The organism is Vibrio sp. YT-19(2023), from assembly GCF_033337395.1.
In genome coordinates, this window is record NZ_JAWOQN010000021.1 from 1 (window position 1) to 25,652 (window position 25,652).

The 25,652-nt window shown below is 44.1% G+C and carries 20 protein-coding genes and 1 pseudogene; 9 read left to right on the top strand and 12 right to left on the bottom strand.

Annotated features, from left to right (window positions below):
* Positions 1-167 precede the first annotated feature (167 nt).
* The 6 genes and pseudogenes from R7E78_RS15910 to R7E78_RS15935 all read right to left on the bottom strand — a co-directional run bounded on the left by R7E78_RS15910 (position 168) and on the right by R7E78_RS15935 (position 7,930).
* The gene (locus R7E78_RS15910; RefSeq protein WP_318058043.1) at positions 168-1,445 is read right to left on the bottom strand and encodes a cytosine deaminase; all 1,278 of its coding nucleotides are present in this window, start codon (positions 1,443-1,445) and stop codon (positions 168-170) included.
* 9 nt (positions 1,446-1,454) lie between these two features.
* A pseudogene (gene codB / locus R7E78_RS15915) lies at positions 1,455-2,692 on the bottom strand (cytosine permease).
* An 805-nt stretch (positions 2,693-3,497) separates the two neighbouring features.
* On the bottom strand, positions 3,498-4,844 hold the full coding sequence (locus R7E78_RS15920) for a magnesium transporter (RefSeq protein ID WP_047101165.1): 1,347 nt from the start codon (positions 4,842-4,844) through the stop codon (positions 3,498-3,500).
* 112 nt (positions 4,845-4,956) lie between these two features.
* Entirely contained in the window at positions 4,957-6,279 is a 1,323-nt protein-coding gene (locus R7E78_RS15925) for an ABC1 kinase family protein (protein WP_225466123.1), read from the bottom strand.
* A gap of 101 nt (positions 6,280-6,380) precedes the next feature.
* Entirely contained in the window at positions 6,381-7,604 is a 1,224-nt protein-coding gene (locus R7E78_RS15930) for an HlyD family secretion protein (RefSeq protein ID WP_047101169.1), read from the bottom strand.
* An 8-nt stretch (positions 7,605-7,612) separates the two neighbouring features.
* Positions 7,613-7,930, bottom strand: a complete 318-nt coding sequence (locus R7E78_RS15935) for an MFS transporter (RefSeq protein WP_318058044.1) — start codon at positions 7,928-7,930, stop codon at positions 7,613-7,615.
* Positions 7,931-8,037: 107 nt separating this feature from the next.
* Between R7E78_RS15935 and R7E78_RS15940 the strand changes: the two genes are divergently transcribed.
* Entirely contained in the window at positions 8,038-9,039 is a 1,002-nt protein-coding gene (locus R7E78_RS15940) for an AraC family transcriptional regulator (protein WP_318058045.1), read from the top strand.
* Between the two features lie 91 nt (positions 9,040-9,130).
* On the opposite strand, the gene R7E78_RS15945 is transcribed toward R7E78_RS15940, so the two are convergent.
* Together R7E78_RS15945 and R7E78_RS15950 are read right to left on the bottom strand one after the other, a co-directional pair.
* Positions 9,131-9,820 (bottom strand): hypothetical protein, encoded by a 690-nt coding sequence (locus R7E78_RS15945; RefSeq protein ID WP_031780978.1) that lies wholly within the window; start codon positions 9,818-9,820, stop codon positions 9,131-9,133.
* Between the two features lie 12 nt (positions 9,821-9,832).
* Positions 9,833-11,374, bottom strand: coding sequence for a hypothetical protein (locus R7E78_RS15950; RefSeq protein WP_318058046.1), 1,542 nt, complete (start codon positions 11,372-11,374; stop codon positions 9,833-9,835).
* 366 nt (positions 11,375-11,740) lie between these two features.
* Here R7E78_RS15950 and R7E78_RS15955 point away from each other — a divergent pair, with 366 nt between their 5' ends.
* Complete coding sequence (locus R7E78_RS15955) at positions 11,741-12,433, top strand: response regulator transcription factor (protein WP_171342616.1); 693 nt, start codon at positions 11,741-11,743, stop codon at positions 12,431-12,433.
* Positions 12,434-12,436: 3 nt separating this feature from the next.
* On the top strand, positions 12,437-13,759 hold the full coding sequence (locus R7E78_RS15960) for an ATP-binding protein (RefSeq protein WP_318058047.1): 1,323 nt from the start codon (positions 12,437-12,439) through the stop codon (positions 13,757-13,759).
* Here the strand turns inward: R7E78_RS15960 and R7E78_RS15965 are convergent.
* Positions 13,740-14,396 (bottom strand): pyridoxamine 5'-phosphate oxidase family protein, encoded by a 657-nt coding sequence (locus tag R7E78_RS15965; protein ID WP_005385609.1) that lies wholly within the window; start codon positions 14,394-14,396, stop codon positions 13,740-13,742. The two genes, R7E78_RS15960 and R7E78_RS15965, sit on opposite strands and share 20 nt — an antisense overlap.
* A 100-nt stretch (positions 14,397-14,496) precedes the next feature.
* Here R7E78_RS15965 and R7E78_RS15970 point away from each other — a divergent pair, with 100 nt between their 5' ends.
* Positions 14,497-15,942, top strand: a complete 1,446-nt coding sequence (locus tag R7E78_RS15970) for a PLP-dependent aminotransferase family protein (RefSeq protein WP_318058062.1) — start codon at positions 14,497-14,499, stop codon at positions 15,940-15,942.
* Here R7E78_RS15970 and yjeH read toward each other — a convergent pair whose 3' ends face one another.
* On the bottom strand, positions 15,943-17,205 hold the full coding sequence (yjeH, locus tag R7E78_RS15975; RefSeq protein WP_318058048.1) for an L-methionine/branched-chain amino acid transporter: 1,263 nt from the start codon (positions 17,203-17,205) through the stop codon (positions 15,943-15,945).
* A 327-nt stretch (positions 17,206-17,532) separates the two neighbouring features.
* On the opposite strand from yjeH, the gene R7E78_RS15980 reads away from it, so the two are divergent.
* From R7E78_RS15980 to R7E78_RS15995, 4 genes are all read left to right on the top strand, one after another.
* Positions 17,533-17,988, top strand: coding sequence for an Lrp/AsnC family transcriptional regulator (locus R7E78_RS15980; protein WP_005373615.1), 456 nt, complete (start codon positions 17,533-17,535; stop codon positions 17,986-17,988).
* Positions 17,989-18,028: 40 nt separating this feature from the next.
* Entirely contained in the window at positions 18,029-18,943 is a 915-nt protein-coding gene (locus R7E78_RS15985; protein WP_203492366.1) for a LysR family transcriptional regulator, read from the top strand.
* 109 nt (positions 18,944-19,052) lie between these two features.
* Entirely contained in the window at positions 19,053-19,667 is a 615-nt protein-coding gene (locus tag R7E78_RS15990) for a LysE family translocator (RefSeq protein WP_318058049.1), read from the top strand.
* A 329-nt stretch (positions 19,668-19,996) separates the two neighbouring features.
* The gene (locus R7E78_RS15995) at positions 19,997-20,326 is read left to right on the top strand and encodes a hypothetical protein (RefSeq protein WP_005373609.1); all 330 of its coding nucleotides are present in this window, start codon (positions 19,997-19,999) and stop codon (positions 20,324-20,326) included.
* A gap of 125 nt (positions 20,327-20,451) precedes the next feature.
* Here R7E78_RS15995 and R7E78_RS16000 read toward each other — a convergent pair whose 3' ends face one another.
* Both R7E78_RS16000 and R7E78_RS16005 read right to left on the bottom strand, forming a co-directional pair.
* On the bottom strand, positions 20,452-20,673 hold the full coding sequence (locus R7E78_RS16000) for a hypothetical protein (protein WP_005373607.1): 222 nt from the start codon (positions 20,671-20,673) through the stop codon (positions 20,452-20,454).
* 240 nt (positions 20,674-20,913) lie between these two features.
* Positions 20,914-22,347, bottom strand: a complete 1,434-nt coding sequence (locus tag R7E78_RS16005; RefSeq protein WP_318058050.1) for a glyceraldehyde-3-phosphate dehydrogenase — start codon at positions 22,345-22,347, stop codon at positions 20,914-20,916.
* 615 nt (positions 22,348-22,962) lie between these two features.
* Between R7E78_RS16005 and R7E78_RS16010 the strand changes: the two genes are divergently transcribed.
* The gene (locus R7E78_RS16010) at positions 22,963-25,599 is read left to right on the top strand and encodes an ATP-binding protein (RefSeq protein WP_318058051.1); all 2,637 of its coding nucleotides are present in this window, start codon (positions 22,963-22,965) and stop codon (positions 25,597-25,599) included.
* Positions 25,600-25,652 lie beyond the last annotated feature (53 nt).

Below are 25,652 nucleotides of genomic sequence, written 5' to 3' on the forward strand. Positions count from 1 at the left end.
GTGAGTTTAAAAGCGAGGGAGTAATCGCGCTGAGTTCTTTTAGTTGTTGATTTCATAACACTCTCCAATTTTGGGGGGTGGAAAGTGTCAACCTTATTTAGGACGGCACAACCAGTAGAAAAAAGGCCTGACGATGTCGTCAGGCCTTTTTCTTTTCGCCGATCTTTTTAGCGTTTGAACGTTACTTGCTCTGCTTGTTCAAGATGAATATGAGTTGTCGCAGGCTGTGTTTCTGCGATCACTTTACCGTGACGAACAGAGTAGCGAACCGGCACTTGGCGACGTACTGCGTCAAAACCATTTTCTGCGGGAAGAATCAGTAAACTACCTGGTTTGCCTTCTTCAATGCCGTGCTTGTCTTGAATGTTCAGTGTACGTGCTGAATTGGTGCTGACCAGATCCAGTGAGTTGTTGATTTGGTCGTAACCCATCACCTGACACACGTGCAGACCCATATGCAGCACTTGCAGCATGTTTGCAGTGCCTAGTGGGTACCAAGGGTCAAATACATCATCGTGTCCAAAGCAGACGTTGATGTTGGCATTCAGCATCTCTTTCACTCGTGTTACGCCGCGACGTTTTGGGTAATCATCAAAACGGCCTTGTAAGTGAATGTTCACCAATGGATTTGCCACGAAGTTGATACCGGACATGCGTAATAAACGGAACAGGCGAGATGCGTATGCACCGTTGTAGGAACCCATCGCTGTGGTGTGACTGGCCGTGACTTTATTCCCCATATCAAACTTGTGCGCTAATGCTGCCAGTGTTTCAACGAAGCGAGATTGTTCGTCATCGATTTCATCACAATGCACGTCGATCAGGCGGTCGTATTTTTGCGCTAACTCGAATACGTAGTGCAGCGATTCAATGCCATATTCGCGTGTGAATTCAAAGTGTGGAATCGCGCCAATCACGTCCGCACCTAATTTGACGGCTTCTTCTAGCAGCTCTTTGCCATTTGGGTAAGAGAGAATTCCTTCCTGCGGGAAGGCGACGATTTGGATATCTACCCACTCTTTCATCTCTTCACGCACTTCTACCATCGCTTTTAGGGCAATTAGGGTAGGGTCTGAAACATCGACGTGGGTACGAACGTGTTGTACGCCGTTTGCTATCTGCCATTTTAAGGTTTGTTTTGCGCGCGCTTTCACGTCTTCAATCGACAGCATTTCTTTGCGCTCAGCCCAACGTTCAATACCTTCAAACAATGTGCCAGAGATGTTCCAGCTAGGCTCGCCTGCGGTTTGAGTTGTATCTAAGTGAATGTGTGGCTCGCAGAAAGGCGCAACCGCCATACCGCCTTCAGCATCGATGATGTCACCGTTATGACTAAGCTCCACATCGTTGCTTTCAATGCGCTTGAATTGACCATCTTCAATCAAAATTTGCTGCAGACCTTCTTGTCCTTTTAGCTTTACGTTTTTGATCAGTAGTGTTGTCATGATGGTTCCTTACGCTGGCTGTGTAGCCAGTGCTTTTTTGTTAAGAATAGGATTAAGAATCAGGAAGCTAATTGCGCCGCCAAGTACAGCGTTAATCGGCACTACGCCAGGCAGGAAGTGTCCCGCACCAACGCCAATCACGACAGCGATAATGCCAGCCCAGTTAACGTTTTGGAATTGGGCGGCTTCAAAGTTTGCGTAGCGTTTACGGTTCGTGAAGAAGTCAGCGATGATCACACCGCCAATCGGTGGAATTGCCAAAGATAAGAAGGTCAGCCAGCCAACAAAGTTATTGTAGAGCCAGAGAGCGCAAAGTGTGCCAACAAGACCGTTCGCCATTGAGATGTATTTACTTGGTAAGCCTGTGATGTTGGAAAATCCAAGACCCGATGCGTAGAGCGCGTTGTCGTTGGTCGTCCAGATGTTCAAGCCAAGAACGATGATAGCTGGAATAAGAAGACCTTGCGCGATCATCACTTCAGAAATGTCTGATTGACCCGTCACCGACGCACCTGCCGCGCCAAAGATAAACATTAACGAGTTACCGATGAAAAATGCCACCATGGTGATCATCACGGCGCTGCGCGGCTTTTTACCAAAGCGTACGAAATCCGCCGTTAATGTACCAGCACTGACAAAAGAGCCGACAACCATCGCGAGAGCTATTGAAAAATCGAGTGGCTCGGTTGGTTGAACTTGTTGTAGTTCGCCAATACCACCAACGCTATTTACTGCCTCGATGACAGAGTAGCCGCCAAGTAGCGCAATGGCAGGAACGGCAATTGCTGACAACACCATCAGTGCGGAGATGCCAAAGTAAACGGTCGCGGTCATGAGCAAACCGGATACAAGGATCAACGTGTTGGTATCGATGCCCGTTGCTTTATGCACCGGAATCGCAAACATCGCGACACCAACTCCAAACCACCCAACTTGAGTACCGCCAAGAAGAGCGGAAGGAAGCCAAGAGCCTTTAGAACCAAAAGAGAAACGAGCAAGAAGGTGAGTAGAGAGACCAGTAGAAGCGCCGATGTAACCGAGGAAAGAAGTGTAAATACCGAGGATTAGGTTACCGATGAGAACAGCGAGGAAAAAATCATTGAAGGAGAGCCCAGTACCGAGAGAACCCCCAGTCCACATACTTGCGGAGAAAAAGTGAGTCCTAACATCACCATTGTAAGTGATGCCACGCCTTTTCTGGCCGTGTTGGGAACTGGTCCAAGACTGTAATTATTGTCTCCAGCCATTATTACCTCCGCACATTGAAATATTTAATTATAGCACCTGGTTTTCAGGCAAACGGCGCGTATTATCGTGATGTAAATTTAATAGTCAATGATAAAGTTGAAATTTAAACGTTTGCTTGGTTTTTGGTTTGTATTTTTTCCTTTAATAACAATGGTTTAATTTTTGAATTCTAAAATTGAAAAATTTATTTTTACGTATTTTCTATGATTTATAGACAGGTTTTCTATGTGAAATTAGTGTTTTGAATTGCCATTTGTTTTTATGGATTAAATTTATCTATAACTCTGGATTGTTCAGTCGATTTCTATGAAAAGAAAACGATTTCATGATGGGATTTTTGGTTTGGACGTTATTTGTTCTTTTCTTGGGTGTGTTTTCTTGGTTTTATTTTATGTAGGTGATTATTTTTGTTGAAGCTGGCATTTCTAATGGTTTAGTGGGCGAATATTTGAATTTTATAAACAGTAAACAATCTGTTGTGGGTAAGAAAAGTACAACCGAGCTCGGTCAGAGGATAAGAGGGCAATAGCCACATAAAAAAATAGCCAACCGCAAAGAGTGCGATTGGCTTATATACATGTGAACAAAATCAAGTTCACTAACAACGTCAGTTGGCTAGGTGACCCTCGGCTTAAGAAGGGTCGATTTATATAATGCAGTTACTGTGCCAACTTTAATATGCCCTAAAATACGTAGTTTCTGTGACATGCGTTGCTTAAAGTTTGAGTAATGTTTGCAATTTGCAAGTGCGTTATGCAATTTGACTCTATTATGCTAATGATTGATTAATAAACAATGAACCTTTTAAAGCATGACTAAACTCGCCGTTCCTAAAAAGGCGAAAAAACCAACTACATCTGTCACTGTTGTTAGAATCACCGAGCCAGCCAAAGCGGGGTCCAATTTAAACTTATCCAGAATAATGGGAATCAGCACACCAAATAAAGCTGCGGTAATAATATTGACGATAATGGCGAGCGCGATGGTTCCCCCAAGAACCGGAGATTGAAACCACAATCCGGCGAGCCCGCCGATGATTAACGCCCAAGCAATGCCGTTCAGAGAGCCAATACCCAACTCATTTTTCAATAGCTTGAAACGGTTACCTGGGGTGATCTGATTAAGCGCCATCGCACGAATCATTAGAGTGAGCGTTTGGCTGCCAGCAATGCCCCCCATGGATGCAACAATTGGCATGAGCACCGCCAAAGCCACCACCTGCGCAATTACATCTTCAAATAGTCCGATAGTGACAGACGCCAAAATCGCAGTAAGCAAATTGATGCCTAACCAAACACCGCGCTTTTGCGAGCTTTTTAATACTGGCGCAAACAAGTCATCGCCTTCATCCATACCTGTACCGGCCATCAAACGTGCTTCGTAGATTTCACGCTGTGTACTCAATGCAAACTGCCAATCGACTTCACCGATCAGTGTTTGGTCTGCATCAGTTACAGGGAGAGCGGGCAGTGTGCTGTGTTCTAATGCCTCTACCGCTTCAGGAAGCATCATTTTACTGTCTAGAACCGTCACTGCCTCAATAACGAGTGTTTTTAAGCGAATATCGGGGTCACCACGTAAGATATCGAAGTAATTGACCGTTCCACGATACTGTTTATTACGATTAATCAGATATACCTGTTGAGGCGTGTCGTAGCTATAGCGCTCCATTAACTGCTTAGCTGTCCCAATCGTAATGTTGAAGGGAAGGGTGATGATCTTACGTTCAGCCCAGTGGCCGAGTTCTTCATCAGCATACTCGTTTGCTTGATCGTAAAGTTCCAACTCATCTTTTTCTATCAACGAGAGCGCTTCGTTTATGATCGACTCTGGTAACGAATCGGCCCATTCGATGAGCGATAAGTTGTCGAGTTTAGCGAGAGTGAGTTTTAGCTCGACTTCAGATAACGCGTTGATGATAGAGAAACGTACGTCCGCACGCATTTCCGTTAACACGTCGATATGTAGCTCTAGTGGTAAAGCTCGCCATAAGCGAACACGATCGTCGATTGGAAAGGCTTCTAGAATCAGGGCAACCGCGCCGGGCTCGAGGCCCGCTTCAATAGATTCATTGAGCGTTGCGACTTGATCCACTTCTTCGGCTTGGCCAATTTGCTGGATTAGAGTGGAGAGATCTTGAAACTTGCTCACCGAGTACCCCGATAGTTAATTCGTTTTATGGAAGTATGGCATGTTATTGAGATGCACAACTATGCATCTTAACCTTGCTCAAGGTACTTGAAAGTAACAGAAAAACAATAGGCTATTTGCTGTTGATGGTGAGATATGGCTGTACCAATTGGCGAATGTTCACTTTTGCGCCAATACGGGCTGCCAGCAAGTACATTCCGCCTACTTTTCTGTGCAAAAATAGGGCATCTGCTGGTGGAGTATGCCAGTATTCTTGTTCCATGCTCAAAATAGTGCCAGCTTCGCGAAGCTTTTGTGCTAAGCCACTGGCTTTAAAGTCATAAGGCTCATCAACTAACATCGGTTCACATGCCATTTTCACTAGATCGAGAATCGCTTGGCGTTGGTCTGGAAGGATGGTTTGGCTGAAGAAGCCTATTTGTTCAAGCGCATCATTCAAGCCTTGTTCGTCATTGTTAACGACAGATGCGAAAGCTTGGCGATAACCAGTGCTGAACCGCTCGCTGTACTCGCGAGTGGCCCCGAAATCTAGCAAGCCGATTTGACGAGTGTTTTCGATATATAAGTAGTTGGCGAAATTTGGGTCGGTTTGTACCATCTTAAATTCGAACAGCTCTCGAAACAGTAATTCGAGTAGGCTGTGCATGACAAAATCTCGCGTACTCTGATCATAATGTTCGATTTGCTCAATCGGACTGCCATCAATGAATTCCATCGCGAGAACGGAGTCTGAGCAACTTTCAGTATGAATCTTGGGCACCACAAAATGAGGGTGCTCCTTCAAAGCGTCATGATAACGAATGGCAAATTGTGCCTCTCGTGCGTAATCGGCCTCGTCATGTAGCTGCTTTTTCGCTTCTTCGAGTAATCCTTTGTAGTCGACAGACTCGGGAATCAACCCAACGACCTTGAGCATTGTACCGACATTATCGACGTCGCTATCGATACTTTTCCGTATGCCCGGATATTGCACTTTGACGGCTAGGTTATCGCCCGCATCGCTGTAGGCTTGGTGCACTTGTCCTATTGATGCACTGGCGATTGGTTTGAAGTTAAATGACAGAAACTCAGCTTTCCAATTCGTTCCCAGCGAACTTTCCATTACTGCGTTGAGTTGTTTTGCAGGCATTGGGTCTGCGTTGGAACGAAGACGGGAAAGAATATCGGCAAGTTCAGGTTCTAAAACATCACCAGCATCCATTGATAGCATTTGACCAAGCTTCATTGCAGCGCCACGCAGGTGAGCAAGTTGGTCAGTTAAGCGCGCGATGTTCTGTGGCGTCAGCAAGAGGTCTTTCGCTTTTGGTTTGTTGCCTTTGGCTATCTGCTTCGTGCCTTCTGCAATCACATTGCCTGCGACACGGGTAGCAAGTGAAGCGAACTTGCTGAATCTTGAGATGCGATGGGTAGGTAGGCTTCTTTCCTTTGCCGACATGAATCTTCTCCGCTATTTACTAACTAATTGTTATACGGGAAAAGGATATGTTTGGATACAAATGAAAAGAAAACCGCCAGCGTAACTGGCGGTTTGCGAGTTTAGATAGAGTAGAAGAAGTACAGTTGAGACTTCATTCGGATGATGATCCCGCGAATCACATCTAAGAAGGCCATAAAGCCTATCGGTTTTTCACCGCTGACCCATGCGAGGCCAACAGAGCCAACAGGGATGTCGTAGCCTTCTGGCTCATCAATCTTAAGACGAACAAAGTGGTGTTTGTTCTGTAAGTTCTTTCCAGTGGTGACACGTACGGAATCATCGAAACCCAGTAGATTACCTTGTGACTCACCTGTTGCTTCAACAATGCCTTCGACGGTCGCTGAGAAGATCTTACCTGGGTAAACGGACGAAGAGAATTCCGCTGGCTGACCCGGTTTGATGTTACGAATCGCCTGGTGGTTCACTCGCATTAGTACGTACTTTTCGTTGGTGTACATGTTGATACGCGGCATCATTGATACACGCTGACCTTCACGCAGGATAAAGTTGGTGACAAAGCCATCTGTTGGGGCATGAACTTTTGTGCTATTCAAATCCCATTGCGCTTTTGCAATTTGCTCTTTCGCTTGGCGCAGTTCGGCTTGTTTGGTTTCAACTGCAAGTTCCGCTTTATGAATCGCCAGTTTTGCACGGGAAATATCGACTTGTTTCTTCTTGATTTGAGACTCAAGGGTCAACACGTTGTGACGTGCCATATCAACCGCACTCGATTGTTTGTCGATATCGCTTTCCGTGATGGTGTTGTGCACCACTCGGTTTTGCTCAACATAACGATCTAGCATTTTTTTCTGCAATTTGTAGTCAACTTTCGCCGCTTCCAACTGGCTCTTTGATGTTTCTAGATCTTGCACTAGCGCTTCGTGGTTAGCTTCTTCAATCTCGATGTCGCCTTTTGCTGTAGCTAATGCAACGCGAGCAGAATCAGCGGATACGTTCGCTTGATTTAATGCGATTTTGTATTGCGTTGGGTCAAGTTCATAAATGAGCTGACCTTCTTTAACTTGCTGATTCGGCTCAATGTAAATGTGGTCAACTTTACCTTTTACATTGGTTGAATCTGGACGCAATTGGATGTGTGGTGACTGCACGACAGAACCGCCGGATAAATCCATCGGGGTGAAGTTAATCAAACCTACCCAGACGAACATTAGCCAACCCAAGCCGCCAAGATAAGCGAACGATTTGGTTGCTTTGTTCCAAGGCATGCCAACCAAACGCAACAGATAGATGAAGAGTGCCCATACCGCTAAACCTTCTAACATTTTGCTTCCTATTTTGGCTGTGTTTCTGTTTGCGGTTTACTTTTCCATGTATCACGCAGATTGATGATGGCTTTTTCCATATCAACGAATGCAAAGATCACGGCTAGCACCCAAACCCAGTGCCAGACAAACCCTATCCAGGTCAGCGCAGTGATGAGCCCTATCTGATGATGGTCTTTGCTGTGTGCTTTATTGATAGGTAATTCATGGATTTTCCAAAAGCCGTAACACGCGCCCGCGACACTCGCGATTAAAACGACAGCAGCGACAACATGTAACGCCGTATCTGCGCCTGTACCGACAAATGGGACACTCAGTAAACTCATTAAACACTCCTCTATCAAACTGTTGGCGTATTGTGATCTGAATTTGATTTGCGGCTGTCTTTGTGACAGATTCAATCGCTACAGGATTAAATTTGATGTGATTGGTTATGAAAACGGTTCGGTTTATTCGCGCGATGGGCATTCTAAACATGCATAACCTCGCGTTATCTAAATACAATTTGGACTCGGATGAGTTAGGGATCCCAGCATCGGTGTTTCGTAACCCAATGACACTGATCCCGCTAAAAGCCGTTGCGGAATGGTATCGTTGTGTTGAACAAGCCAGTGTTGACCCGGATGTGGTGTTGAGTCTCAGCCGAGGTATTGAACTGCAAAAGCTAGGGCCAGTGGGACGCTGGTTATTCTCCGGCAATGATTTAGCCAGTACCATTCGGCGAGTGAATTATGGTGTGAGCAACCTACAATCAGGGGCGTTTTTTGCTGGCGAACAGTCGGGTAAAATCATCAAATGGACTTACCACAACCCGTTTATAGAAACGTCAGTAAAGGTGCACGATAGTATCCGCTGTGCGGTATTTATGATTAAGGTGTTACGCGAATTTCTTGGCAAAGATTACCAGCCTTTACGTGTCAAGGTTTCAGGCTCGAGAAAAAATACTAAGCGATACCGGGAATATTTCGGCTGCGAGGTGGAATGGAGTCAGCCAAAAACAGAGATATGGATCCCGGGAGATGACCGATTAGCCTCCCGCCAAGTGAGCCATCGAGAAGACAACCGTCTAGCGATGAGTTTTTCCGATTTGGATGATTTGCTTAATATGCCCGATCCAGAAGACGAGTTGAAAGTGATTTATGAAGTGGTGAATTACAGCAGCCATTATGGATTGCCAACGTTAGAGCGCGTGTCTTCTCTGCTTGATTTATCTGAACAGCAGTTTCAACGTCGTTTGCATAAATTAGGGCTCAATTTTTCGACGGTTTCTGGCTATGTATTGAGTAATATTGCAGCTGGTTTGTTGAGTAAGCGCGTGAGTATTGATGACATTGCCACGCGCCTTGGTTACACCAATGTGGCGAGCTTCAATCGTATGTTTAAGAAACATCGTGGATTAACGCCCAAGCAGTATACGGGAAGATTAGAGAAGTAGTGCTCCACTTATCTCTATGAGTACAAGCAATAAAAGCCCTCAAAAAAGTAGAGGGCTTTGTTTTTTTGCGTGTTGTTGTTTTATGTAATGGCTATTTTTTAGGGCGCCAACTTAGTGCACTTGCAACAGCGCCGATGGCAATTACATCCTTTTTTTGTTCGCTAAGTTCAGGGAGCATCTGTACCGCAATGGTACCGTTCGTCTGCACAGCGGCAATTTCTTGTGTGCCTTCCTTAAAGCTATACCCCAATGGAATGTCTACCGCCATCATGGCGTCAGGACTAGTATGTACAGTTTCTACAGTAAAGTGGGTGCTACCAATACGCACTACGCCTGTCTCTTTCTTCTCAAAGCTGATGTCGATGAGAGCGGATTTTGGCTCCATCGCAAACTCACCGACTTTTTTACCATCTTGAGTAATGTCACAGGTGTAAGGATCATTCCCACCAAAATCGACGCCCATGTAGTTAACCGACATACCACCTCCGGTGCAGTTCAAAAGCCAAGTTTCCCCGCTGTCGATACGAGTCACTTCTGCGCCCATTGAACCTTCTTTGAAAGAGATACGGTTAAACCAACTTGAGTTAGAAGCACTGCGTGAATACTTGCCTTTGTACTTACCAGCAAAATCAAAATGGCCATCTGCACCGAATCCCCAAAAATCACCGTCGGTTTTGATCAGCATTTCTGGTTGTGCTTTTACGGCATCAGTACGATCCATGACGGCTAGGCCACCACAACCAACAAGGAGCAAGGGAGCGAATAGAATAAGTTTCTTCATGTTTTTCATTGTTTATAGCTTGGTTACATCTAGGGTTTGGTCGGTGAATTGGATGTTCTGAATGTCGTACAACTCGTCAGTGCCTGTATTTGGGCACTCAACAGAAACACTCTTTGCTTTGATAACAGTACATTCCGCCAGTTTGTGTGGCACGATATAGGTGTTGATACCGCCTTCACCATAAATGCTGTTGTCTTTGCTGTTGCCTTCAAAAGTATTGTTTTGATCATTACCGATCACATTCATCGCGTCGTCGCCAATGATCTTCACTTTTGTTAGCCACTGAGATTTGTAGGTGTACGCTTCTATCGAACCGTCTTTGTTGGGAGCCATACGGAAGGTAGGTACTGTGCCTGGATTTGTCTTTTCTGTGTAGAGCTTGACGCCCGCAGAGTCGATATTCGCGGTATATTGCAAGTATCCGTGGAATAAGCCACTGATCCAATCAACGGCTTGTGGATCTTGGGTTTGCATTTCTTCACGCGTTAACGCTTGGTAGCCATCTAAACCATGTCCGTTTGCTTTTGCTACACCCATGTAAGCTTCAAAAGCGGCAGCAAAATATTCGTGGGAATATGAAGGGCCCGTTTTTTTAACACTTTCAGGATCGAAGTCGTCCGATTTCCAATCGTCCCAGTCATACTGAGTAGGGCGCCACACCGTCGGTTTGCCCGATTGAATATCGTTATAGATGCTTAACGCATGAGCTTGAATGTCATTTTGCAGTGCCGCAGTCGCCGTGTTAGGTGCAATACCTTGCGCTTGGACCAAGTGTAAAATTTCTTCAAAAGCGGCGTCTCGTTCGGCTTTTTTGCCAAGATTGGCGCAGTAATCGGCAAAATTACTCATGTAATGGCAATCGCCTTCAACTGTCAGTTCTCGATACATTAAAGATTGGCTATTCCTTAGCCAGTTTGGTGTTTCTTTACTAGTTACTAATGTTGACGCGATAGATGTGACAAGTGTATCCATATCATCTTCGTTAAGTACCATCATGCTTACAACAAACTTTTCTAGAGAACTCGTATCAAAAGAGTGTGCTAAGCCCGAGTTTGTAACTGCGTCGTTCAGTTTGTCTTGGCGAATCAGTTCGTTGATAAAGATTTTGGTTAAAATCTCATCATTCTGTTCGTCGTTTTCGGTCAGCATTAGTGTGGCATCACGCTCGGCTAATGTCTTAGCGATACGAGACTTGTCAGCACCGTACTTAGAGTCTGGTTGGTTTGTGAGAAGGTGTTGGATGATTTTGGCTGCACGAAAGATTTTTTCATTATTCGCACCGTCATCAACAGCCACAATGTGAAATGTATCGTTGTTGTTTGCTTCGGAAAGGGAGATTTTCACATAGTGGGTGAAGCCCGAATCAGCAGCCACTTTTAACTTGGCTGGAAACTTTGTAGAAACGACAGTTGGGATTGTGACAGTGCTCAATGTTGGCATTGGTGGTGTTGGAGGTGTCGTTGTCGATGGTTTCGAATTAGATTCACTGCCGCCACAAGCAGTTAGACTTATCGCGCAAAATATGGCTAAAGGTGTTAATTTGGAATATCTCATTTCATGTTACTCGTAGACTTTATTAGAGCAGGAAACTTAGAAGCAACATAAAGTCCTGTCTATATAAGCAAACTAAGTCATATATGTTGATATTATTTTTTGGTAAGACCTATTATTCGATATATTTAAAAATATAGTGGATTTTTATTCCGAATTTTATTTTCTATGTGAAGCTATATTCTGATAATGAATAAAACCTCAGGTTATTGCATGGCTTTAGGGGTATAGAATGATTAGGATTATCGTATATGTATGGTTTGTAAGCGTATGTAAGCCTGCGTTTTATTAAAATTATCATTTAAGTAGGTTGCGCAGTATAGGACGAGCGATATACTCCCTCCATCATATTGGTGGAGTAAATGATTCATGGTGGGTAATACAATCTTACTGATAGAAGACGACTCTGAGATTGCTCGATTAACCAAAATGTACCTCGAAGCCGAGGGGTATACGGTAACTGTCATCGATAACGGTCAAAATGCATTAGAAACGATTAGGGGACTCAAGCCTGACCTAGTGCTGTTAGATTTGATGTTACCAGGAAAGAATGGCGCAGAAATATGCCAAGAGGCGCGTAAGTTTTATCATGGTGTTATCATTGTTTTGACTGCGACCGATGATGAAATGAGCGAGGTGAGCTTATTTAAGTTCGGTGCTGATGATTACCTTACCAAACCGATAAAAGGCAATATCCTTCTCGCCCGTATTGAAGCAGCGTTGCGTCGCTATTGTCGTCAAGTTGATATCGTTGAAGAAGAAAAGCTGAGTCGATATGGCATTAGTCTTTGTCTTCGTCGCTCCCAAGCATTTTATTTGCAAAAAGATATTGGTTTAACGAGTTCTGAGTTTGAAATTTTAGAGCTCCTGATGCTGAATGTCGATAAGCCAGTATCTCGTGAATCATGTTGTCGTCTTGCCCGAGGCATTGAATACTGCATTACTGATCGTTCGATTGATATGCGTATATCCTCGCTAAGGAAGAAATTCTCCAAGGCTCATATCCATACGGCTACCATTAAAACCATACGTCACCACGGCTACATGCTGACAGGTAAATGACGCGTGTTTTCCCTGTTTACTCGTCTATATGTGGGGTTAGTAACCGGCCTTGCGCTGACAGTTGCTTTGTTTCTCTTTATAGGGGAAGAGTACATGCGCAAAACAGAAGTCGGTGTTTTTTTGAACGATGGTGCTTATTTTGTCGATCAATACATTGAGCAACGAGGTACTCCGGATTCTCTCTACAAGAAGTTAACCGAAAACGGCAAGCAAGATTTCTTTATCTTTGATTTAACATTGGTTGAAAACTGGGACGGATCACCGCCTTGTCGAGATTGTAATCTGCTGTACCGAATGCAAGGGATACCTGTTTATCTTATTGACGGCAGTACCTATGCTGCGGTATTCCCTTTGCCTAACACTTCGAAGAGTTTAGTTTTCAAAGAAAAAACGGACTTCTTTAGCCCACACGTTGATTGGAATGAAGATTCTGAGATTGTATTTATACTTACTCTGCTTTTGGTTGTTGTATGCAGTTTAGGCATTATGGTTTACATACCTGTACGACGTCTTGACCGCCAAATTCGGCAACTAACGGCTGCGCAACAACAATTTGGTTCTGGTGAGTTGAATACGCGAGTCGATCTAAAGCAATTTTCGCAACCCGTGAAAGAGCTCGCCCAAGGCTTCAACTGCATGTCTGAAGAGATTGAGAGACGAGTACGCCAAACACACATCTTTACTCAAGCTATTCCTCATGAAGTGCGCACTCCGCTGAGTCGTATTCAGCTAGCGACGGATTTAGCTCGACAAACGAGTGGTGAAATGCAGGCAGAGTTACATGACGATATTGAACGATACGTTGATGTAGTGACGGATTTAACATCCGACATCGTCATGCTGTCTCGCTTGAGTGTGAAAAACCACTCATGGATCGATTCTGTTGAAACCATGGAACTGCCACTTTGGTGTAAAAGCCGCATGAGTTACCTAGGCTTAGAGTCCGCCATGTTGAGAGCAGAGAATGAACTCGCGAACCAATTGATTCACTTTCAGCCTACTTTGGGTAACCTCGTCCTCGATAATTTACTGCAAAACGCCAAGCGTTATGGTGAATCCTGCGTTGAGGTGACGATTCGAACGGTAGCGGATTGCTGGAGCATCGATATTGAGGACGATGGTCCGGGCATCCCTGAGGCGATGCGAGAAGAAGTATTTATGCCATTTTCGCGCTTAGACAAAAGCCGCAACGCCGACATGAAAGGCTTTGGTTTAGGGCTTGCCATCGCTATCAGTGCAGCGCGGCAACTGGGGTGGGAGCTTTCTGTCGGCGAGAGTCACTTAGGCGGCGCACGTTTTACGGTGCTTATTCCTGCCAACGGTTAGAGTAGGCACTGCGGTAGTCTGGCTCTGCGATACCTTCATACAAATCGTCACAAGCTTGCAGTGGACCTACGACGGTTCGGTAGGGTAGGACACCTGCCCAAACAGGGATGTCCATGTCTTCCGCATCGTCGTTGACGCCAAAATTGCTGATTTTCACTGATGCCTCCGTGAGCGGGATACGCAGTAGCATGGTGGCTTTGAGTTCTTTTTCATTACTCAAACGGACTTGTTCTGTTCTCCCCGGAGCGATCTGTTCAATAAAGTGATTCAGCAACCTGTCTTTCTCTTGGTTATCTTCCACCACCTCAAACTGGCCAAAGACCACAGCACTGCGATAATGCGCACTGTGGTGAAACGCACTTCGAGCCAATACCCAACCATCAAACAAAGTAAAGGTTAAGCACGTTTGCACTCCTTGTTTGAGTGAGCGTAACAGTCGACTGTTGTTGGCACCATGGATATACACGTAATCATCGACGCGCCATGCCAGCATAGGGATGACCACAGGGCCTGACTCGTTGGTTATCGCAATATGAGCGATTAGGCTTTCATCTATGATGGCGTGCAGTTTGCTAACATCAGAGACGGCTTTATGTGCGCCTTTCTTAATTTCCGTTCTATTGGTGTTGGATAGCATTTTCTCTCCTTGTTTGCTCACGATTACGAGCGATTGATCCTCATTCTTTGATTGCAATGTAGCGTTTAACTGGTAGCTTAAAGAGAGCCAGTTTTAACTAATAGATGGATCCAGTTTGTCTTTGATTGATATCGGTGACCTGCATTTAAAAGACAGTGATGGAACGCGTCAGCAAGCGTTGTTTTTTGCTATTCGCAAGAAAATTGTTCAAGGACTGTGGATGAAGAATGGGAAGCTGCCTTCTACGCGGAAGCTTTCACAAGAGCTTAATCTAAGTAGGAACACCGTGATTTCTGCCTACGAACAGTTAGTGGCGGAAGGGTACTTGAACAGCCAAAAAGGTTCTGGTTTTTATGTTGCCGTAGAACTGCCAGAGCAGTACTTGCCTGAACCTAGTTCAGTTCAGAGAGACTCATCACCGAAAGCTCACTTTGATATCAACCGCGCATTTGCACCGGGTGTGCCGGATTTGGACGCATTTCCGATGGCGCAATGGCAAAAGTTACTCACTCGCCATATGTCTCGTACTTGCTTGTTGGGGAATCAAGATATTCAGGGTAGTTGGGCATTGCGCTGTGCTTTAGCTGACTACCTCGCATCAAGCCGTTCAGTGAATTGTTCTCCAGAGCGCATTATTATTACCTCTGGGGCGCAGCAAGCGTTGTCGATTGCGACGATGGTAGTGCTCAAACAAGGTGATAAGGTTCTGATAGAGCAACCAGGTTACGCGCAAATGCGGAAGTTGATTCAGTTCCAAAACTATCAATTTGAGCCTTTGTTCGTAACAGAGAAATTAGGTTTTGATGTGGAAGCGGTGACCTCAAGCGATGCCGATGCGCTGTATATTACACCAAGTAATCAATATCCGATGGGTACCACACTCAATACCGAGCAAAGAGGAAAGATCATCAACTGGGCGGTCGAACAATCAAGTTGGATCATCGAGGATGATTATGACAGCGAATTTCAGTTTGCTCATCGTCCCTATACCAGCTTACAGGGGCTAGCAGCTCAAATGGGTCGAGATGATCGTGTGTTGTATGTGGGTTCCTTCAGTAAAGTGATGTTTAACGGATTGCGGCTTGGCTACCTTGTAGTTCCTGAACGCTTAGTAGAGCAATGCTTAGTGGTTAAGGATGCGTTAAGTGGTGATTCGCCGACGCATACACAAGAAGCATTGGCAGACTTTATTACTGAAGGTGGGTTATTACGTCATATTCGAAAAATGCGTCGACTGTACAAAACTAAGCATGAACAGATGCATGTATCCATTCAACAGCATTTTGGCGACCGTGTTTGCGTCGTTAGCCAAGCGGCGGGGCTTCATGTTACGTTGAAATGGCAAGGCGGTATGGATGAGCAGCGTTTTATAAAACTAGCAGAGCATGAAGGGATCATCTTGCGACCTTTGAGCTATTATGAACACCCAGATTTTCAAGCACGTCACTGGCATGGTGCCGTGCTTGGTTACGGCAATATCGCGTTAGAGAACATAGACGCTGGTATCCAACGTTTAGCTCACATATTTCGAAATGGGAAGCGATGACTATTCAACTACACGTGTTTGTCGCTTATGTCGCCACTGTTTCCAAGGCAGTAAAAGTAGAGTAAAAATGCCAAGTGCATAAAACATTGACCAGCCTAAACATATAAAAACACCGGTACAAAGCAGTAGGGACAGTCCCGCGAGTGTTTTACCAAATCCTCGAAGCAATTTGAAAGCGGCTAACATCGCCAACATGTAAACCAGAACGAATACACTGTTTGCGAGTTTTAGGAAAAACTCCAGATCGAGCTGTGATAGGGTTCCTATCACACAAGATATCAATAATATGCCGCCAACTAATATGGTGGCTGAGAAAGGGACACCACGACGTGAAATCTTGGCTAGTGGACTAGAAGGACGATGTTCACGAGCTTGAGCCCAGACCATTCGCGCTAGGCTCTGTGTGTATAAGTTAACGCTCGCGAAACAAGCGGAGAAACCTATCAAGCTGATTATCCATTTGGCTCCATCGCCTAGTAGTTGGGCACTAAGCCAGGGGATGGATGCGTTATCAAATTGAGCGTTACCATACGCGCCAAATTTTAAAATAACGACAGAGCATGCCCAATAGGTAGCCCCTGCTACAAAACAACCGACCACAATGGCAATAGGGAAATCTCTTTGAGGGTTTTTGAACTCTTCCCCCATATGGGCAAAAGCCTCTGTGCCAACAAAACACCAGAACATCACGCCTAACGCTGCGGTAATAGGCCAAATTGACTCTTGTGTGATGGCGGGCATCACAAGATCGGCGCTGTTAACGTCGCCTTTCCATAAAAATGCGCCAACAAGTGCGAAGACACTCAAAGCAATAAGAGTTTGTAAATGACCTGATGATTTTGTGCCCATCAAGTTGACGAACACAAGTAGTACTACCGTCAGAATTTGTGCAAACAGATTGTTGCTAATAGGTTCTGGCAATATTTGTTGTAGGAAGCCTGCGGCGAGTGCAATCGCGGCCGGAACCCCTACCGGAATGACACTAACAAATAGCCAAGCGACACTACTTTCCAGTTTGGTGTTAAAGGCTTTGCGTACAAAAAAGGCTGTTCCGCCCGCGTTGGGGTATCGTTTACCCAGTTGAGCAAAAGTCAGCGCAATAGGACAAATCGCGATGAACAATAAAATCCAAGCCCATAGTGAAAAATGGCCAGCTATACCTGCTGCGATAGCCGGGATCATAAACAGCCCCGTTCCCATTAATGTGGTGGATAACTGTGCGATACCTGATGTGAGTGAAATGTCTTTTTTGAGCTCTTCCATGCGAATTGATTCATCCAATGTTATGAGGCTTATTACGAAAAAGCTTGTGGCTTCTGGTTATTTCGTTTTATGTGTTTAAGCGATGCTATTTATGTGCTGAGTACTTAAGTTGGGAATTTGATTTCAATGTGTTATCTATTTTCTGTTGAAATGGATAACAGCACTCATCTCATGCCCGCCAAATAGCATATCCAAAATGTTAATAACAAAATGATTTACTAAACCGTCAATATGACGGTTGTTTTAAATAATTCCAACAAAATGTTGGTTTCTTATGCAGTTAGAATCGGTATAGAATGAGAAAAATAAGGAAAGCTTGGTAACGGTATGGACAAGTTTGATCATAAGATTGTGGATCTGCTCAGGCACAACGCTCGGCTGTCGGTGACTGAAATTGCGGATAAAGTAAACCTTTCTCGTTCTGCGGTAACGGCCCGTATTCGCAAGCTAGAGCATGACAAAGTGATTCTAGGGTATCACGCTGAAATTGCGCCTTCGGGTGGGGATTCGATTTGCGCCTATTTTGCCTTAAAGTTCGATAAATCAACCTCTACGTATTATTGCGAATCATACGCGGACGAGTTATACAAAATTGATGGCGTAAAATGGTGTCATGCGATCAGCGGTGAGACGGACATGATGGTTTTTGTCGAAGTGCCTACGATGGCTCGCTTGAACGAAATCAGAGATCAAATTCAACGATATCCAGAGCTTCGAAACCTGATGACTCATACCGTCTTAGCTGAATTCTTTAACACGACTGGGAACCTGTTTGTGAAGTGACCATGAATGGATGCCATGTTGAAAACCCTTCTGAGCGAATATGTTAAACAACATTAATTTGAATCTACTTAGATCCTTGCATGTACTTTTAGAGGAGTGTCATGTCAGCCGGACCGCAGACCGTTTGCACATTACGCAGTCTGCCGTCAGTCGACAGCTTGCACAATTGCGCGATCTGTGTGGTGACCCACTGCTTATTCGTCAAGGTAATCAACTGATACCAACGCCACGAGCAATAGCGTTAAAATCAAAGCTTGATGCATTACTGGCTGAGTTTGACCATTTACTCGATGACCAACCTTTTGAGCCGCGGCAGTGGCAAGGTGAGCTTGTTATTGCTTCTAGTGACTACGTGGCGCAATACGTATTGCCCGATATTGCCTCTCACTTGGGTGAACAAGCGCCACAGCTAGATATGGCGTACCGACTGTGGCAACCCAACTTTCTTGATAAACTTCATGAGACGGGCATCCATATCGCGTCTTCTATGTATCCAGAAAAACCACAGAGTGTGTCGAGCGTTAAAATTGGTGAGGATTCATCAGTCTGTTTGATGAAATCTTCTCATCCGTTAGCAAAGCAGGACCAGATCAGTGTTGAAGACTTGATTTCATATTCACACATCAAAGTGACTGGCGGCGGAGACAAAGATTCCTACACTGATTTAGCATTGAAAGAGCTAGGGCACACCCGCCACGTTACCTTTAAGGTTCCATTCTTCTCTGCTGCGATCAATCGCTTAGTTGCAAGTGAGCACCTGATGGTGGCTCCTGAACATATTGCCGTTAACCTCGCTAAGCATTGGGACTTAACCCATAAAGCATTACCACTCGAAACACCTATTCATCAATATTGGTTAATGTGGCACCCCAAATACGACACGGATCCTGCGCATAAATGGGTGCGAGAAGAGATTCGCTCAGTAATGCAAATTTCTGAATATTCCATTCGCTAATACGTACACCGTTTAGCTATGACTTGAAGTCATGATTAGTATGAATAACTTTGATTTCTAATTATACCTCTTCCGTTGATAGAGTGAGCTTCAAAGAGGGGAGATTCTTATGACACTAACAGTTTGGTTATCACTTTTTACCGTGTGTTTATTAGGGGCTATGTCACCAGGTCCCAGCTTAGCTATTGTCGCTAAGCACTCGTTGGCTGGTGGACGTATCAATGGATTAGCTGCGGCTTGGGCTCATGCGTTTGGCATTGGTATATATGCGTTTATTACCTTGATTGGGCTCGCTGTTGTTTTGCAGCAAAGCCCGATGCTGTTCAAGACGATTAGCCTTGTGGGTGCGGCATATCTTGCGTATTTAGGGTTTAATGCTTTGCGTTCAAAAGGTGGTGTGGCTGCGAAGTTGGAGTCAGGTGAGGAAACAACGGTAATCCAGTCTGCGCGAGAAGGCTTTTTTATCTCGATTTTAAGTCCCAAAATTGCTTTGTTTTTTATCGCATTATTCAGTCAGTTTGTCGCGCTCGGTAATGATTTGAGTAATCAGATGATCATTGTTGCCACGCCGTTTGTTGTGGATGGGCTTTGGTACACCTTTATTACCCTAGTGCTATCGAGCTCTAAAGTCGTTGACAGAATTCGCTCTAAGGCAGTGTTGATTGATCGTTTGTCAGGAGTAGTACTCATGCTGCTGGCTCTTAGAGTGGTCGTAACGGTATAGACAAGCTCGCAAGACAGAAATACTAAAAGCAGCCCGTGTGGCTGCTTTTTTGTCTACTCTCAGTAACCCTTACACAATTTACGTAATTCTGACGCTAAACGTTGCTAAAATTAATATTGTCAATAGTGTTACTTTGGTTCATGTTCTCATTTGCTGTGAAAGCTACTTTCCAACGCATTGTTATAATGAGAACGATAGCCACTTAACGTTAATACTAACAGTGTCGCATATTAAGTCGAGAGTGCTTTATTGGATAAAAACGGACTTTCCTCTTACTTACCCTATGAAAGGGGTAGAGACTTCATGACTGTTTAGAAGGTGAGAGCAATATGCAAAGAATAGTAGATTTAGCTCCAGTAGTAATTTTGACCAGTGTTTGCAGCGTTGCTTGGATATTCTTTTCAACAAAGAGCATTTGGGTGTTTTTTGAACTGTTTGTATTTACGATGCTTGGCTTTGGCCTTTTGTACGGGTTACTACAAAAGGCTGATCCTAAACACTTTGACTTTGTTTTAAATCACATCGATGAAATTAAGAAGGAAGGCAAAGATGCTTGCCTAAGCGGCGCTCCGAAAGAATCCAACCCATACTCTGGTGTCGATGGTGATTTATGGGAGGCTGGTTACACAGCCTCCTACAACAAAAAGATAAAGCAATAAACCGCTAGGTGTTTATTCAATATTGTGCTTTTCAAAAAAGCACCCTGCCATTTTAAGGACAGGGTGAAAGCAAGAAGTTTCTCAGGAGCGGTCGGGGGAGAGAAACTCATCTAAATCTTATTTACTTACCGGCGAACCTCTTCAAATTCACCTTCAATCGCATCTGCTTTACCTGTATTAAATTCATATTCTTCGTGCATTTCTCTCTGCATTTTCTTGACGCGCTTTTCAATACGCTTGCCGGTAATTAATGCTGCGATGGTCAACGGAATCGCAATGATCAAGCTAAATACTAACGTAAAAAAGCCGGTAATCAGTGCTAGTGCAGTTACAATAATCCGATTCATAATCATGACCTCTCTGTAATTTATGTGCTCAGATTAATGCTGTGAACATGAACAAAACATGAATGCTGACGTTCACTTTGTCCGGAGAGTGTCAAATGAATGAAACGAAAAAACGCCTGAGGGTGATCAGGCGTATAAACGGGGAAAAATATTAGTAATGCGCATGGCGCTTATTATTTAGAACAAATATGAGATATTGTCCGCTACGCTATGTGGTTAACGTTGTGGAGCAAAGTTCACCTATCGAGGGAATGTTTGGTAACGAACACCCATCATTTGTTCCATACAGTGCACAACTTGGCAGCTGTAACCGAATTCGTTGTCGTACCAGATGTAAAGTACACAACGCTTGTCTTGTGCGATAGTCGCTTGACCATCTACGACGCCTGCATGACGAGAACCAACTAAGTCAGTTGATACAATTTCTGTTGAATCGGTGTAGTCAATCTGTGCCGAAAGCTCAGAGTTCAACGCCATTTCACGCAAGTAATCGTTCAGTGAATCACGGTCTACGTCTTCACCTAAGTTTAGATTAGCGACTGCCATAGATACGTTTGGTGTCGGTACGCGAATCGCGTTGCCTGTTAGCTTGCCTGCAAGCTCTGGCAATGCTTTAGCAACTGCTTTTGCCGCACCTGTTGAAGTCAGAACCATGTTTAGTGAAGCACTACGTCCGCGACGGTCACCAGAGTGGAAGTTGTCGATCAAATTTTGGTCGTTTGTGTATGAGTGCACGGTTTCAATATGGCCAGAAAGAACACCATATTTATCGTTCAGAGCCTTAAGGACTGGCGTGATTGCATTTGTTGTACAGCTTGCCGCAGAGATGATGGTGTCATCTTCTTTAATTACCGACTCATTTACACCGAATACTACGTTTTTGATGTCACCTTTACCTGGTGCTGTTAGCAGTACTTTCTCTGCGCCTTTACACGCTAAGTGTTGGCTCAGGCCTTCAGAATCACGCCAAACACCTGTGTTATCAACAACTAGCGCGTTATTGATACCGAAAGCTGAGTAATCCACTTCGCTTGGGTTATTTGCGTAGATGATTTGGATGTAGTTGCCGTTAACGATCAGTGCTTTACGCTCTTCATCGATAACAATGCTACCGTTGAACTGACCGTGAACTGAGTCACGACGCAACAAGCTAGCACGCTTCTCCAAATCGCCTTTTTTACCGCCACGAACCACAATCGCACGTAGTCTTAGTGGGTAACCTGGACCACTTTTCTCAATGAGAAGGCGAGTAAGTAGTCGACCAATGCGACCGAACCCGTAAAGAACCACATCACGCGCTTTCAATGAAGAATCTGCGTCGCGAGCGCCATCAAGTGCAGTGATAAGGAAATCGTTTAGAGAGCTTGTATCGTCATGTTCATTCCAGTACATAGTTGCCAATTGGCCAACATCGACACGGCATGAAGAAATGCTCATTTCACAAAGCGCTTGAATAATAGGCATCGTGTGCTCAAGCGAAAGTGGGTTACCGGTATAACGTCTTACAACGCGATGAGTTTTGAGAATGTCTATAGTAGTAGCATTAATAAGCGTTTTACCAAACAGAACCACTTCGATTCCTTTTTGACGATATAGCTTACCAATTAGAGGGGAAATAGATTCAGCAATCGTTTGGCTAGTTTGCCAGTCTTGGAGATATTTCTCTGGACTCATTGTTGTATTAGACCTTTCACGTTTTGGGGGCTAACCATACTCTCTGCTGTTGCCTCTTCGGCAGCGTGCAAGAGTGTGGTGGGTTATGTAATCGGGTTGTAATAGTTATGTGTGCGGATTCTAAGGTCGGAGTCCTTATTCTGCTAGGAAAATTAAATCCAGTGTAAAACACTACTTAAGGGGACGTTAGTGGTGGATTAATGTGACTAAAGCAGTGGTTTTCACGTATTGACATTTAGAAAGTAACTTACTTTTTTTGCGATGATAACGTTTGCTTTCAAATTAGTTTTGTTGACAAAAATGGATATTTTGCATTTTTGTGTGATTTGACTCGATAAGGCAACTCAATAGGTAAACATACAATAGATGATTTCCTGAAAAGTGATGCGACTCTTAGTTGTGAGTGAAACTTTATTGTTTGCATCCAACTTTAAGATCAAAAAATATGACTTGAATCACAATTGCCACTTCATTAGCCGATGATAAAATACTCACAATAACCATAATCTAGGTAGGTGAATGTTGTTTGAAAGTAACAATGTCGTATATGCCTTTCAATGCAAGAAACTAGTCTAATATTAAATAAACGGATGAAATCAACCATTAGGCTGATGGATGTTGAGATTATCAATAAAAACACGCTTAGCACTCCTCGCACTATTACCCGCTGTGGTAATAGTGGTGTTTGCAGTTCAGCAGTTTTCTGATAATGCGTTGCGCGTGAGCCGTCTCAATCAAACGGTTAGCAATATTCAAGGTTTCCAATTGATATCCAAGGCCTCCCACTTTATTTACTCCATAGAGAAAGTACGCCGACAGCCTGATCTTCAAGTCTCTGCAGCCATTAATATTGAAGAACAAGGTGAAGTTATTTCTTCTTTGCATCAAAAGTTTGTGTGTAACCCTAATACTGCTGAGTATGCTGATGAACTGAAAGAAGCCATGCAGGGGGTATTGTCAGGTAGATTGAGTGAGATGGACGACCTGGGTGATTGGGCATTTCAACAGCTCCAAAATATGTCGCGCTCTTTGTTGCAAAATCATCAATGGTATGGCAGTGACGACGGCATTCGCATGCAAAATTTTATTGCCTACCTTGCTCAGCTCTCTTTTTGGACACAGAAAGAAGCTTGGCTGACGAACCGTTTAGTCCAAGACCCTGAGAGTCGGCTAAGTCAAAGTATGTTTTATCAGGCGATTGACCGACAGCAGCAAAATTTGGATGCGTTTTTAAACTTAGGTGGGTCATACGAGCAAGTGGATAAATTGCTTGGCTTGTTTACTTCGCCGAGATATCAGAGAAGCTTGGCGTCTCGCGGACAATTAATGTCAGGAGACATGTCACAAAGTGACTACGCCGCGTATTTAAAAGAACTCGATTTTCGTGTGCAGCGCTTACAAGTGCTCATTGATGGGTTCACCAAACAAACTGAGCAGTCGCTTCTCACGCAGGTTCATGAACAAAAGGCCAATATAGCGATGATCAGTTTTGGCGTCGCCTTAGTGGTTATCCTGCTTTGTTGGCTCGGATTTAGTACTTGGTTCCGAGTTAACAGCAAACTCGATGCGATCATTCATACTTTAAACGCGTTGATCAACTCCGAAGAGAAGCAAACAAAAGTCAAAGTTGATGGAAGTGATGAACTGACCATTTTTGCTCAGCAAGTGAATCGAGTGGTTGAAGAAATGCAGAGACAAACTGAAGAAATACTGCATGCAAAAGAGTCAGCAGTATCGGCTAATCGTGCAAAATCTGTGTTTCTTGCCAACATGTCACATGAAATACGCACGCCCCTTAACGGGATCATGGGCATGACAGAAATACTCTCTCAAAGTGAGTTGTCTTCGCATCAACAAGAAGTTGTTGATGACATTGACTCCTCATCTCAAACGCTGCTTACTTTACTTAACGATATATTGGATCTCTCTAAAATCGAGTCTGGACGATTGGAGCTGTCACTAGTAGAAGCGGATATCCGAGAAGTCGTGTATCAGTCGATGATTTTATTCCAATCCAAAGCAACATCTAAACAGCTAAAGTTAGGTATTAATTTAGCTGAAAATATCCCCATTCGCGTGATGGTCGATGATCATCGTGTCAAACAGGTAGTTACGAATCTGGTATCGAATGCGGTTAAGTTTACCGAAAGTGGGCATGTATGCGTTGATGTTAGTTATGAAGAGTTACCTGAGAAAGAACGTGGAGTGCTGACGTTTAAAGTAGAAGATACCGGAATAGGCATTGATCAAGATAAGTTAACCACGATTTTTGAACCCTTTACTCAGGAAGATGAAGGAGTGTCGAGGCAATTTGGCGGTACAGGGTTGGGTTTGGCAATTTGTTGTCAGCTTGTGTCGATGATGGGGGGCAAGCTCGTAGCAACATCTACAAAAGGAGTGGGCACATGCTTTGAATTCTCGATTGAGGTTGAAGCAATTCCGGTGTTTGGCTGGCGTTCTGAGGTGATTAATAAAGGGCTTTTGATCTGCTCAAATTACGACTACGCCGACCAAGTATTAAAAGAGTGTCGCTTAGCGAAAATCAATCTCTTTGGTGTTAATAATGTGAATGAAGTGCAAGCGATAAATGATGACTTTGATGTCATATTTCTGTGCCACAGTAACGACGCTAATACCGATGAAATCTTGGATAATCTATCATTTAATTACGATCTTCGCCGTGTGATTATTTGCCAGCATCATTTATCCACTCCCTACGAAAATGCAGAAAAAGTACATGCCGTACTCACATTACCTTTCCTTGGCAATCGATTTAAGCATGTCATTGATGATTTAGCTAAGGTTGAAAAGACTATATCAAGTGACAATGTCACCAATAATGTTGTCAGCTCTGAATATCGAGCGTCGCGCTCTCATCGGAGGATCTTAATTGCGGAGGATAACTTGATGAACCAGAAAATAGCGAGTTTCTTTCTGGATAAAGCAGGTTATGACTATTTGATAACAAGCAACGGTCAAGAAGCGTTAGAAGCCATCACAAAGGGAGAAGAATTCGATGCAATTTTAATGGACTGCATGATGCCCGTGATGGATGGACTGACCGCGACGAAAGAAATTCGTCGTTGGGAAAAGAAAGCAGGACGTGAAAAAACGATGATTATCGCACTCACTGCGAGTGTTTTGGAAGAAGACATCCACAACTGTTTTGCGGCAGGCATGGATGCTTATTTACCTAAGCCGTATAAATCGAACCAGTTGTTTGAGCTCTTTAGTGAATTAAAACTCGCCTAGCTAACATTTCAACTTAGACAAGGTGTCAAAACGATTAAGCCCCATTTCAGGGG